This is a genomic window from Pseudomonas sp. NFPP12, assembly GCF_900103205.1.
Taxonomy (GTDB): domain Bacteria; phylum Pseudomonadota; class Gammaproteobacteria; order Pseudomonadales; family Pseudomonadaceae; genus Aquipseudomonas; species Aquipseudomonas protegens.
On sequence record NZ_FMWW01000002.1, the window covers coordinates 292,617 to 305,218 of the forward strand.

General features: G+C 60.6%; 10 protein-coding genes and 4 tRNA genes. 5 read left to right on the top strand and 9 right to left on the bottom strand.

Annotated features, from left to right (window positions below; genetic code table 11):
- Nucleotides 1–26 precede the first annotated feature (26 nt).
- Both BLS75_RS08870 and BLS75_RS08875 read right to left on the bottom strand, forming a co-directional pair.
- Nucleotides 27–482 (bottom strand): YkvA family protein, encoded by a 456-nt coding sequence (locus tag BLS75_RS08870; RefSeq protein ID WP_019093616.1) that lies wholly within the window; start codon nucleotides 480–482, stop codon nucleotides 27–29.
- A gap of 292 nt (nucleotides 483–774) precedes the next feature.
- Nucleotides 775–1,488: a BamJ family beta-barrel-assembly machinery protein gene (locus BLS75_RS08875; protein WP_011062667.1), complete on the bottom strand. Its 714-nt coding sequence runs from the start codon at nucleotides 1,486–1,488 to the stop codon at nucleotides 775–777.
- 269 nt (nucleotides 1,489–1,757) lie between these two features.
- Here BLS75_RS08875 and BLS75_RS08880 point away from each other — a divergent pair, with 269 nt between their 5' ends.
- Both BLS75_RS08880 and BLS75_RS08885 read left to right on the top strand, forming a co-directional pair.
- The gene (locus tag BLS75_RS08880; RefSeq protein WP_176876737.1) at nucleotides 1,758–3,566 is read left to right on the top strand and encodes a di-heme-cytochrome C peroxidase; all 1,809 of its coding nucleotides are present in this window, start codon (nucleotides 1,758–1,760) and stop codon (nucleotides 3,564–3,566) included.
- Entirely contained in the window at nucleotides 3,563–4,732 is a 1,170-nt protein-coding gene (locus BLS75_RS08885) for a catalase family protein (protein WP_072450674.1), read from the top strand. Before BLS75_RS08880 ends, BLS75_RS08885 begins: the two co-directional genes overlap by 4 nt.
- A gap of 140 nt (nucleotides 4,733–4,872) precedes the next feature.
- Here BLS75_RS08885 and BLS75_RS08890 read toward each other — a convergent pair.
- The 4 genes from BLS75_RS08890 to BLS75_RS08905 form a co-directional block, all read right to left on the bottom strand.
- A tRNA-Asp gene (locus BLS75_RS08890) sits at nucleotides 4,873–4,949 on the bottom strand.
- A 19-nt stretch (nucleotides 4,950–4,968) separates the two neighbouring features.
- Nucleotides 4,969–5,044: transfer RNA gene (locus BLS75_RS08895), tRNA-Val, on the bottom strand.
- Between the two features lie 187 nt (nucleotides 5,045–5,231).
- Nucleotides 5,232–5,308: transfer RNA gene (locus BLS75_RS08900), tRNA-Asp, on the bottom strand.
- Nucleotides 5,309–5,327: 19 nt separating this feature from the next.
- Nucleotides 5,328–5,403, bottom strand: a tRNA-Val gene (locus BLS75_RS08905).
- 160 nt (nucleotides 5,404–5,563) lie between these two features.
- Between BLS75_RS08905 and rdgC the strand changes: the two genes are divergently transcribed.
- The 3 genes from rdgC to sugE all read left to right on the top strand — a co-directional run bounded on the left by rdgC (nucleotide 5,564) and on the right by sugE (nucleotide 7,960).
- Complete coding sequence (gene rdgC, locus BLS75_RS08910) at nucleotides 5,564–6,484, top strand: recombination-associated protein RdgC (protein WP_072450675.1); 921 nt, start codon at nucleotides 5,564–5,566, stop codon at nucleotides 6,482–6,484.
- A 75-nt stretch (nucleotides 6,485–6,559) separates the two neighbouring features.
- On the top strand, nucleotides 6,560–7,525 hold the full coding sequence (locus BLS75_RS08915) for a bile acid:sodium symporter family protein (RefSeq protein ID WP_011062671.1): 966 nt from the start codon (nucleotides 6,560–6,562) through the stop codon (nucleotides 7,523–7,525).
- A 117-nt stretch (nucleotides 7,526–7,642) separates the two neighbouring features.
- Entirely contained in the window at nucleotides 7,643–7,960 is a 318-nt protein-coding gene (gene sugE, locus BLS75_RS08920; protein WP_011062672.1) for a quaternary ammonium compound efflux SMR transporter SugE, read from the top strand.
- Nucleotides 7,961–8,018: 58 nt separating this feature from the next.
- Here sugE and BLS75_RS08925 read toward each other — a convergent pair whose 3' ends face one another.
- From BLS75_RS08925 to BLS75_RS08935, 3 genes are all read right to left on the bottom strand, one after another.
- The gene (locus BLS75_RS08925; protein ID WP_011062673.1) at nucleotides 8,019–9,893 is read right to left on the bottom strand and encodes an MFS transporter; all 1,875 of its coding nucleotides are present in this window, start codon (nucleotides 9,891–9,893) and stop codon (nucleotides 8,019–8,021) included.
- Between the two features lie 83 nt (nucleotides 9,894–9,976).
- Entirely contained in the window at nucleotides 9,977–11,128 is a 1,152-nt protein-coding gene (locus BLS75_RS08930) for a TDT family transporter (RefSeq protein ID WP_072450676.1), read from the bottom strand.
- Nucleotides 11,129–11,365: 237 nt separating this feature from the next.
- On the bottom strand, nucleotides 11,366–12,571 hold the full coding sequence (locus BLS75_RS08935; RefSeq protein ID WP_072450677.1) for an MFS transporter: 1,206 nt from the start codon (nucleotides 12,569–12,571) through the stop codon (nucleotides 11,366–11,368).
- Between the last annotated feature and the right edge of the window lie 31 nt (nucleotides 12,572–12,602).

The window sequence follows — 12,602 nt, forward strand, 5'->3', positions numbered from 1 at the left end:
ATTGTTGTGGGAGGCGGTGAATACCCTTAGTTTTTCTGCGGTCCTTCCAGCAGCAATTGCTCCGCAGTGTCCGGCAAGCGCTCGACAACCGCGAGCTTTTCCGGCATTTGCCGATTGCGCCAGGCTCGGAAGGCGTTGAGTTCGTCATCCAGGGTTTTCATCAGCCAAGCCAGAACGGCGATATCGTCAAGCATGCCGAACACAGGAATAAAGTCGGGAATGGCATCCACCGGGCTGAGGAAATACATCAAGCCTGCCACCACCGACAGCAGCGCCTTGGGGCTGATGGCCCGGTACTCGCCACGCCAGTAGGCCAGGCACAGTGCCTGCAACAAGCGCAGGTCCTGCTTGACCTTGCCCAGGCGTCCGCCCTGGCTGGCGCCTTTGCTCGCCACGGCGAACAGCAGCGTGGGCAAACGACCGCGGCTCAGCAAGCGCCCCGCCAAAGGCAGGAAACGAGCAAAATTCCAGGGTGCTTTCATCATCACTCCCACTGAAATGTTATCCACACAAATTGTGGATAACCTTGTGAACAGAGCTATTTTTCACGGCTGAAAGCCCCGTTTCATAAGGGCTGAGCTCAGATCGGGCGTTTTTTACTCACATAAAAAAACCCATAATTTCATTGACTTGGCAGGCTCCAGCGACTAGCTATCGCTCATACCCTGTTCAGACCACCCACACTGCCGTCGGTTCGGATAATTTGCCAGCAGCAACCTGCAGAAACGACAACGCCCCGTAAGAACGGGGCGTTGCTTCAGGCGCTAACGCAGGTTACTTGGCGGCGTCCTGCTTGGCTGGATCCTTGATACCCAGCAGCTCCAGTTCGAAGACCAGCACCGAGTTGGCTGGAATCGCCGGGCTCGGACTCTGGGCGCCGTAGGCCAGGTCGCTCGGGATGTACAGCTTGTACTTCTCGCCCACGTGCATCAGTTGCAAGCCTTCGACCCAACCCGGGATCACGCCGCTGACCGGCAGATCGATCGGGCTGCCACGCTCTACCGAGCTGTCGAACACAGTGCCGTTGGTCAGGGTGCCGGTGTAGTGAACAGTCACGACATCAGTCGGCTTGGGCTGAGGACCGTCAGCCTTTTTCAATACTTCGTACTGCAGACCGGAAGCGGTGGTGGTCACACCGGTTTTCTTGCCGTTCTCTTCGAGGAATTTCTTGCCGGCAGCCGCCGACTCTTCGCTCATCTTGGCCATGCGCTCTTCGGCACGCTTTTGCAGCGCGGCGAAGGCTTCGACCAACTCTTCATCCTTCAGCTTCTGTTCTTTCTTGCCGACGGCATCTTCGATGCCCTGGGCGACCGCTTTGGAATCCAGGTCATCCATGCCTTCCTGAGCCAGACTCTTGCCCATGTTCAGGCCGATACCGTAGGAAGCTTTTTGCGCCGGGGTTTTCAGCTCTACGCTGGTCTGCGAATCACAACCCGCAAGTACCAGGCTAACCAGGGCCACCGCCGCCGCCAACCGATGCTGTTTCATGCTATTTCCTTGTTCATGCGCCTAAAGGGCAATCGAATAAAGCCGCGAGCTTATCAGGCGACCACGACCAATGGCTACCGGCGTAAGAGTAGTAAATGGCCGATAAGTTCACGTCTTTAAACGCGTTTTCATGCTCTGGGGTACACCCTGCCCAGGCCGCTTACCGAGGCGCTTGAACGGGCGCGAATAACCATAGCTCAAGTAATGGCTACTTGCCGCGTCAGATGAGCTCAGGCATAAGGAAACGAAATTCGACAAGGAAGTACATCTTGCGCCTCATCTATCGTGTGTTGCTGTTGATTGCCGTGCTGATCGGCATTGTCCTGGCTGTGGTCCTGTACTACGTGGCCAATCCGAAACTCCCCGACTATGTACCCGTTGAACAGGTGCACTACCTGGACCAATGGGATGCCAAGGATCGCCAGACCTACTATTTCACTCCCCAGGGCACCCAGGTCAAAGGCCTGCGCTATGAATGGTTCAGCGCTCTGGAACTGCCGTTCTCCGAGCAGCCCTTTGCCGCTCCCGAGTACCTGGCCCGCTTCGGCTTCCTGGTGGAGCCGGGGCAGAAAGCCACAGCGCAGAATCCCGGCAACCTGCCCGTGGGCTTCGCCCGCCATCAGAATCCGGGCAGCGCGGAACAATACCTGGACATCACCTGTGCTGCCTGCCACACCGGCGAGCTGCGGTTCAACCATCAAGCCCTGCGCATTGATGGCGGCTCGGCGCAGCACGTACTACCGTCCAGTGTACCGACCCTGCGTGGTGGCAGCTTCGGCCAGGCCCTCGTGGCCAGCCTGACCAGCACCTACTACAACCCCTGGAAATTCGAGCGCTTCGCCCGCAAGGTGCTGGGCGCCGACTACGAAGCCAGGCACGAACAGCTGCGCAAGGACTTCAAGGTCTCGCTGGATAACTTCCTGCGGGTGGCCTGGAATGATACCCATCGCGGCCTCTATCCAACCGAAGAGGGTCCGGGCCGTACCGACGCCTTTGGCCGCATCGCCAATGCCAGCTTCGGCGACGCCATTTCCCCTGAGAACTATCGGATCGCCAATGCCCCGGTGGACTACCCGCAACTCTGGGATATCTGGACCTTCGACTGGGTCCAGTGGAACGGCTCGGCGCAGCAACCCATGGCGCGCAATATCGGCGAAGCCCTGGGGGTTGGCGCCACCCTGAACCTGTTCGACGCCAACGGCCAACCCCTCACCGGCGAGGCCCGCTACCCTTCCAGCGTACGTGTCCGCGATCTCAACCTGATCGAGGAAACCTTGCAGCGCCTCAAGCCACCGGCCTGGCCAGAAGCCTTGCTGGGCACGATCGACAAGCCGCTGGCCGCCAAGGGCCGCGAGCTGTTCGCCAGCAACTGTGCCGGCTGTCATGTACCCTCGGTCAGCGACAACAACGGCCGCCCCGTGCAGCAGTTGAAAATGCTTCCGGTAGCGGTGATTGGCACCGACCCGAATTCGGCGAGCAATATCGCCGACCTGCGTTATGACCTGAGCTCCTTGCAGTGGGATACCGCCGAACTTGCCAGGTCCAATGTCGAGCTGCACCCGACACCCAGCGAACCGCTGGACCTGCGTCAACTCTCGGCTGCCAAGGGCCTGGCCTACATCACGGCCTTTGTCGAAGAGCGCGCCTATAGCGACGCCAAGGTCACCCCCGAGGAGCGCCCGCGGCTGGACGGCTACGGGCTGCCGATCGGCGTACGCGAGTTGCGCGCCTACAAGGCCCGCCCGCTGGCCGGGGTCTGGGCCACACCGCCGTACCTGCACAACGGCTCGGTACCCAACCTCTATCAACTGCTGTCTCCGCAATCAGAGCGCTCGACAACCTTCTACCGCGGCACCTTCGAGTACGATCCCAAGCACCTGGGCTATCGCCCGGAAGCCTTCAAGAACGGTTTTGAATTCGATACCCGCATCAGCGGCAACCACAACAGCGGCCACGAATTCCGCGCCGGCCAGCGCGGCAATGGCGTTATCGGCCCACTGCTGCAGCCAGAAGAACGCTGGGCCTTGCTGGAATACCTAAAAGTGCTGGGCGGACCATTGGAGTCGCAATTGCCATGAAACTCGATCTCGCCAGAAAACGACCGTCCCTGCTGGCCCGACTGTGGCTGCGCCTCGGCGCCTTGCTGGGCAGGGCCCTGTTATTGCTACTGGTCATCAGCCTGCTGGGCTGGGCACTGTCCAGTGCCTGGTTCGCCTGGCACCACCGAGGCCCGGTAGCGGTGCAGGAGCAGGTTCCTGCCGATGAGGCAGCCCGCACCCAGGACATCATCCAGACCGCGGTGCGCATCGTTGACCAGCACCGCGAAGGCACCCGCTACCTGCGCGATGCCCATGCCAAGGCTCACGGTTGCGTGAAGGCGCAAGTCCAGGTCCTCAACGACTTGAGCCCGCCACTGCGCCAGGGAGTATTTGCCACCCCTGGCCAGACCTGGCAGGCCGTCGTACGCCTGTCCAACGGCAACGCCTACCCGCAGTTCGACAGTATTCGCGACGCCCGCGGCATGGCGATCAAGCTACTGGATGTTCCCGGGCAACAATTGATGGCGTCGGAATCACAACGCCGTGAACAGGACTTCGTGATGTTCAATCATCCGAATTTCTTCGTCAGCGACGTAGCCGAATATCAGCAGAACATCGCCGCCCAGGCGGACGGCAAGAAAGTCGGAGCATTCTTCCCCGGGTGGGATCCGCGCACCTGGCAGGTACGGCATCTGTTCATCGCCCTGGCGACCCTGTCACCGGCCCCGGCCAGCCCGACCCAGACCATCTACTACTCGGTCTCGCCCTACAAGTTCGGCAATGCCAACGCCAAATTCCGGGTCATGCCGGACCCCGAGAGTTGCCCGGCCTACAGCCTGCCAGCACAGAACCAGGATCTGCCCAACTTCCTGCGCAGCGCCCTGACCCAGCAGCTCTCCACCGATCGGGTTGCGGCCTGTTTCGTACTGCAGGTCCAGCGCCAGGACCCGAACCGTTTCATGCCGATCGAAGACACCAGCATTGAGTGGAAAGAAAGTGACGCCCCCTTTGAAACGGTGGCGCGGGTAACCCTTCCCGCCCAGGACTTCGATACCCCGGCGCAAAACCTGGCTTGCGACAACCAGTCCTTCAACCCCTGGTTCGGCCTGGAAGCCCATCGCCCCATCGGCGGCATCAACCGTCTGCGCAAGGCTGTGTATGAAGCCGTCAGCGACTACCGGCACAGCCGTAACGCCGAGCAGTAGGCAAAAACGCAAAAAGCGGCCCTCGGGCCGCTTTTTTCATGCGCAGGATTCGAACCGATACAAATCCCAGACAGCAAAAAGCCCGCATTGAGCGGGCTTTGTGTGGCGACCTGGCGTTCAGTGTTCCAGGTTGCCGAATATGGCGCAGCGGACGGGACTCGAACCCGCGACCCCCGGCGTGACAGGCCGGTATTCTAACCGACTGAACTACCGCTGCGCGTAGCGTTGAAAGTAAGTGGTGGGTGATGACGGGATCGAACCGCCGACATTCTGCTTGTAAGGCAGACGCTCTCCCAGCTGAGCTAATCACCCTTTACCTTCGTTGCGGGGCGCATTATGCCACAGAAATCCTTAAAATGTTGATTTAATTAATAATTTTATTAAAAAAACCAAATTTCCATGTACAGCAACACAACCCACGTAACTCTTTACAGCAAAAAGCCCGCGTTAGCGGGCTTTCTGTGGTGACCTGGCGTTCAGTGTTCCAGGTTACCGAATATGGCGCAGCGGACGGGACTCGAACCCGCGACCCCCGGCGTGACAGGCCGGTATTCTAACCGACTGAACTACCGCTGCGCGTAACACTGAATGCGAATGGTGGGTGATGACGGGATCGAACCGCCGACATTCTGCTTGTAAGGCAGACGCTCTCCCAGCTGAGCTAATCACCCTTCACGTTCGGTGTGGCGCGCATTCTACGGAGCAGCCCCCACTCTGGCAAGCACTTTTTATAATAATTTTTTCAGGCCTTCCAAAGGCTTAGCGAAGGGTTGGCCTGAGCAGCAGCGAAGAGAATAATGCCCTCCTTTGTATAAAGGAGAGATTCACCCCATGTGGTTCAAAAACCTGCTGATCTATCGCCTGACCCAAGATCTGCCTTTTGATGCTGAGGCGCTGGAAACTGCACTGGCGACCAAACTGGCGCGCCCCTGTGCAAGCCAGGAGTTGACCACTTACGGTTTCGTCGCCCCTTTCGGCAAAGGTGAAGACGCCCCGCTGGTTCACGTCAGCCAGGACTTCATGCTGGTAGCCGCGCGCAAGGAGGAACGCATCCTGCCTGGCAGCGTGGTGCGCGATGCGGTGAAGGAAAAGGTCGAAGAGATCGAAGCCGAACAGATGCGCAAGGTCTATAAGAAGGAACGCGACCAGATCAAGGATGAAATCATCCAGGCCTTCCTGCCCCGTGCGTTTATCCGTCGCTCCTCGACCTTCGCCGCCATTGCCCCGAAACAGGGCCTGATCCTGGTCAACTCGGCCAGCCCGAAGCGCGCCGAAGACCTGCTCTCCACCCTGCGCGAAGTCCTCGGCACCCTGCCGGTTCGCCCGCTGACCGTGAAGATCGCTCCCACCGCGATCATGACCGAATGGGTCAAGACCCAGAAAGCCGCCGACGACTTCTTCGTACTCGACGAGTGCGAACTACGCGACACCCACGAGGACGGCGGCATCGTGCGTTGCAAGCGCCAGGACCTGACCGGCGAGGAAATCCAGCTGCACCTGAGCACCGGCAAGGTGGTCACTCAACTGTCCCTGGCCTGGCAGGACAAACTGTCCTTCATGCTCGACGACAAAATGGTGGTCAAGCGCCTGAAGTTCGAAGACCTGCTGCAGGATCAGGCGGAACAGGACGGCGGTGATGAAGCCCTCGGCCAGCAGGATGCCAGCTTCACCCTGATGATGCTGACCTTCGGCGACTTCCTGCCGGCGCTGTTCGAAGCCCTGGGCGGCGAGGAGATTCCGCAGGGCATCTGACGCCTTGCCCGGATAACCGCTACGCACTAGACGCCACCGCCTTCGGTGGCGTTTTCACATAATAAGGAACAGGTCATGCGCGCACTGGCTGCACTGAGCCGCTTTGTCGGCAACACCTTCGCTTACTGGGTACTGATCTTCGCCATCCTGGCATTCTTCCAGCCTGGCTGGTTCGTCGGTCTCAAGGGCGCCATCGTGCCGCTGCTGGGCCTGGTGATGTTCGGCATGGGCCTGACCCTGAAACTCGAAGATTTCGCCGAAGTGGCCCGCCACCCATGGCGCGTGGCCCTGGGAGTGGTGGCCCATTTCGTGATCATGCCCGGGGTGGCCTGGGTGCTCTGCCAGGCATTTCACCTGCCGCCGGAAATCGCCGTCGGGGTGATCCTGGTCGGCTGCTGCCCAAGCGGCACCTCTTCCAACGTGATGACCTGGCTGGCCCGCGGCGACCTGGCGCTGTCGGTGGCCATTGCAGCGGTTACCACTCTACTGGCCCCACTGCTGACCCCGGCGCTGATCTGGTTGCTGGCCTCGGCCTGGCTACCGGTCTCGTTCATGGAGCTGTTCTGGTCGATCCTGCAAGTGGTGCTGCTACCGATCGTGCTGGGAGTGCTGGCCCAGCGCCTGCTGGGCCAGCGGGTGCAGCACGCGGTGGAAGTACTGCCGCTGGTTTCCGTGGTGAGCATCGTCATCATCGTCACCGCGGTGGTGGCCGCCAGCCAGGCGAAAATCGCCGAGTCAGGCCTGCTGATCATGGCCGTGGTGATGCTGCACAACAGCTTCGGCTACCTGCTGGGCTACTTCACGGGTCGTCTGTTCAAGCTGCCACTGGCGCAACGAAAATCCCTGGCCCTGGAAGTCGGCATGCAGAACTCCGGCCTGGGCGCGGCCCTGGCCAGCGCTCATTTCTCGCCACTGGCGGCGGTACCCAGCGCCTTGTTCAGCGTCTGGCACAACATTTCCGGGGCCCTGCTCTCGACCTATTTCCGGCGAATGGAAGATCCAGCCGAACAAAAGCTGGAAATACAGCGAGGCCATGACTGAGGAAAAAAATACTCGCCCACGTGAGAGTGGGCAGTATACTGCGCATCGCGAGGACGACCTCGCGACTCATTCGAGCGATCAATTCCGGGGACGACCCCATCAACCGATGAGGTAGGCATGTCCTGGATCATTCTGTTTTTTGCCGGTTTGTTTGAAGTGGGCTGGGCCGTCGGCCTGAAATACACCGATGGCTTCAGCCGCCCGCTGCCCACCGCCCTGACCATCATTGCCATGGCCATCAGCCTCGGCCTGCTGGGCCTGGCGATGAAGGAACTGCCCCTGGGCACGGCCTATGCCATCTGGACCGGAGTCGGCGCCGTCGGCACGGTGATCGCCGGCATCATCCTGTTTGGCGAATCCATGGCTCTGGTGCGCCTGGTCAGCGTGGCGCTGATCATCGCCGGCCTGGTGGGCCTGAAAGTCAGCGCCAGCTGAAAAGCCCAGGCAGAAATGAAAACGCCCGCAAATGTGCGGGCGTTTTCGTATCCGGCAGCTAGCGCCGTGGGCCCCGCAACTGCGCCACCATGGCCTGCAACTGCGCCGGTTCGGCCGCGTCCACCGCCACCGATGGCCCGGCCACCAGGGTCACTCGCGACCAGAAGCGGTGGAAGAAACCCTTGCTCGGATCGCGACTGAAGAAGCTGCCCCACAAGCCTTGCAGAGCCATGGGAATCACCGGCACCGGGGTTTCCTCGAGAATCCGTGTCAGCCCGCCCTTGAACTCGTTGATCTGGCCATCGGCAGTCAGCTTGCCCTCGGGAAAAATGCACACCAGCTCGCCATCGCGCAGGTACTGGGCAATGCGCTGGAAGGCTTTTTCATAGATCTGCAGGTCTTCATGCCGACCGGCGATGGGAATGGTTCCAGCGGTACGGAAGATGAAGTTCAACACCGGCAGGTTGTAGATCTTGTAGTACATGACGAAGCGAATCGGCCGACGCACCGCACCGCCAATCAGCAAGGCATCGACGAAAGACACGTGGTTGCACACCAGCAGGGCAGCACCTTCATCAGGGATCAACTCCAGATTGCGATGCTCGACGCGGTACATGGAATGGCTGAGCAGCCAGATCATGAAACGCATGCTGAACTCGGGCACCACCTTGAAGATGTAGACGTTGACCGCAATGTTGAGCAGCGACACCACCAGGAACAAGTGGGGAATGGTCAGCTGGACCATGCTCAGCATCACGATAGAGACAATCGCCGAGACCACCATGAACAGCGCATTGAGAATGTTGTTGGCGGCTATCACCCGGGCCCGCTCGTTTTCCGGGGTACGGGACTGGATCAGGGCATACAGCGGCACTATATAGAAGCCACCGAAGATCCCCAGGCCAAGGACATCGAACAGCACCCACCAGGCATGGGCAAAACCCAGCACTTCAATCCAGCCATGACCCGTGGCGCTTTCCGGGATACCACCGGAATGCCACCACAGCAGCAGGCCGAACACCGTCAGGCCAAAGGAGCCGAACGGTACCAGACCGATCTCAACTTTGCGCCCCGACAGCTTCTCGCACAGCATCGAGCCTACGGCAATCCCCACCGAGAACACCGTCAGGATCAGGGTTACCACGGTCTCGTCGCCGTGCATCCATTCCTTGGCATAGGCCGGAATCTGGGTCAGGTAGATGGCGCCGACGAACCAGAACCAGGAGTTGCCGACAATCGAGCGCGACACCGCCGGGGTCTGCCCCAGCCCCAGGCGCAAGGTGGCCCAGGACTGGCTGAAGATATTCCAGTTCAGGCGCATCTCCGGGGTCGCCGCGGCAGCCCGGGGAATGGCGCGGCTGGCCAGGTAGCCCAGTACCGCCACACCGATCATGGCGCTGGAGACTATCGGCGCGTAATGCTCCGAGGACATCATGACCCCAGCGCCGATAGTGCCGGCCAGGATCGCCAGGAACGTGCCCATTTCCACCAGGCCGTTGCCTCCCACCAATTCCTCTTCACGCAAGGCCTGGGGCAGGATCGAATACTTCACTGGGCCGAACAGCGCCGAGTGGGTGCCCATGGCGAACAGGGCCACCAGCATCAGCGACAGGTGATCGAAGGCGAAGCCCACCGCCCCCACCACCATGATCGCGATCTCCCCCAGTTTGATCAGGCGGATCAGCGAGTCCTTGGCGAACTTCTCGCCAAACTGCCCGGCCAGGGCGGAAAACAGGAAGAACGGCAGGATGAACAGCAAGGCACAGAGGTTGACCCAGATCGACCGGTCACCCTCGATGCTCAGCTTGTAGAGAATGGCCAGGATCAGCGACTGCTTGAAGATGTTGTCGTTGAAGGCACCGAGGGATTGCGTGATGAAAAACGGCAGGAACCGCCGCTTGCGAAGCAAGGTGAACTGCGAAGGGTGACTCATCTTCCATGTCCCTGAGTGGCGTGGATACTGTTATTGGAATGTCGAATATCGATCCAGGCCACAACCTTACCTATCTTTGCCGATTATTTCCGTAACCCCGCAATGCACGGCGAGACAAACAGCTCTCCTTTATAAGCCCCCTGCACCGTTCGCTTGGCCACGATCAGCCACATCACCGCCAGCGCCGCCACCAGTACCGCGCCAAACACACTGAAAAACCCCAGGTGCAAGGTGCTGCCCAGTTTAAGGGTGGCCAGCGAATACACGCCCAGAGGAAAGGTAAAGCCCCACCAGCCAAGATTGAAGGGTATGCCTTCGCGCAGGTAACGGCGGGTGATGAGCACGGCCATCAACATCCACCACAGACCGAACCCCCACAATGTGAGCCCCGCCACCAGGCCCAGGCCGGCGGCAATCTCACCGACGCCGGGCAAGCCATTGGCAGCAAAGATCGCCGGTGCATCGGCGCCCAGTACCAGCATGCCCAGGGCACCGGTGCCGATTGGCCCCAGGGCCAGCCAGCTCGACGCCGCCATGCTTTCATGGGGCAGTTTGTGCAGCGCCATGCGCAACAGCAGGATGGTCAGGATGCTGAACGCCACCGGCAGCGAAAAGGCCCACAGCACGTAGCTGGTGCTGAGCATTACTAACTGCCCGTGGGCATCCAGCAGATGAGGCGCAAGCAGGCCGCCACTGGCCGCCGCCACTTCGGCCGCCACCACTGGCAGCAGCCAGACCGCGGTCATCTGGTCGATGCTGTGTTCCTGGCGGGTGAACATCATGTAGGGAATCAGGATCCCGCAGGCCAGGGACATGGCCACATCCAGCCACCACAGCAGTTGCGCCACCTCCACCACACCATCGCCCCAGCGAGGTATGCCGAACACCAGCAAGCCATTGATGATGGTCGCCAGGCCCATGGGGATGGTGCCGAAGAACATCGAGACCGTGGAGTGCCCGAAAATCCGCCGCGCCTCGTCGAAGAACAGTACCCAGCGTGCGGTATACATCGCGGTAAACAACAGGAACAGGGCGATGGTCAGCCACCAGAAACCCTCTGCCACCTGGTGCAAGCCGGGAACCTCGGCCGGCCACTGGGCCAGCGCCAAGGCCAGAACCCCGGTGCCCATGGTGGCGGCGAACCAGTTGGGGGTGAATTGGCGAATGGCTTCGAGGGGATGCGGCAGATGGCTCAATGGCCAGTGGCCGGTTTTAACGCTATTGGGGCATGTCATGGTCGTGTCTCCTGTCCTCCGATGAGGTAGGAAACATGGTAGAACCTAATCGAATATCTATATAACGGGTAATTTCTCTATCTGTTATCTATTTTGCAGATAAACATCTATGCACGGCCCCAGGAGCGATCACCGCAATCGGACCGCGCCCGGCGACACGCCCGTATCTGATTGGCGTACAGCACCTCTCCCCTGCGGCTTCCCAGGCACAATCCCGCAGCCCTTGAAGCCTCGGGCTCAAAGCCCCGACGCCCCACACGCCGTCACCGGGCGCTGGCGCATCAGGGCCAGCAGTGCCCCGAGGGACAAGAGAACCAGTACCGCACCATAGCCGTCGGTAGTAGCGATCAGGCCGAAGCTGCGGGTCAGGTTGCCAGCCAACAACGCCGGCAGACAGAAGGCCAGATAGCTCAGCACATAAAACGCCGACATCAGACCCGCACGCTCATGAGGCAGGGCCAGTGGCACCACACTGCGCAGCGCACCGAGAAAACCGGCACCAAAGCCGCTGCCCAGCACCAAGGTGCCAAAGAAGAACAACGGCAGGCTGGCGCTATGCACCGCAGCGAGGATCAGCATCACTCCCGTCGCCAGCATCCCGGCGCCCAGGCGCAGCACCCTGTCTGCAGGACGCTGACGCAGGGAATAGATCATCAGCGCGCCGCTGAGTGTCAGCACCGCCACCAGGCCACCGCCGATCAGGTTCGAGGTGGAGCCGGTCGCCGCACGGACCAGCGAAGGCGCCAGCGACAGATAGAAGCCGCCCACCGCCCACACCGCCACGTCCACCGGCAAGGCCAGCCATAACGCGCGCCGCGCTTGCACCGGCACATGCAGCGTGGGTTTCAGCGAAGCCCAGGCACCGGGTTGCGGGCTGACACTTTCCGGCAAGCGCCAGACATACCCGGCCTGGAGCACGAACACCCCGAGCAGCAGCCAGTAGCTCAATTGCAGCGGCCAGGGCGCAAACTCCACCAACAGGCTGGCCCCCATGGCACCACAGGCCATGCCCAATAGCGGCGCAACGCTATTGACCAACGGCCCCTGCTGGCGATCGGTATCCAGCAGGGCCGCCCCCAGCACACTGGTGGCCATGCCGGTGGCAAAGCCTTGCATCACCCGCGCGGCAATCAGCCACTGCACTCCGCTTTCATTGATGAACAGCAACATCGCCAGGATATTGAGCAGCAAGGCGACAAAAATCACCGGTCGCCGCCCCAGGTGATCCGACAGCGACCCTACGGTCAGCAGAGCCGCCAGCAGGCTTATCGCGTAGACCCCGAATATCAGGGTCAGCACCGCCGGGGAAAAGTGCAGGTTTTCCTGATACAGGTGGTACAGCGGGGTCGGTACGCTGGAGGCAGCCAGAAAACTCAACAGGGTAATGGCCAGAAACACCAGACTGCGACGGTTGGACACGCAAGTGTCGATAGCACCGGACATAAGCACGCTCCACTAAAGCTAATATTTTGCT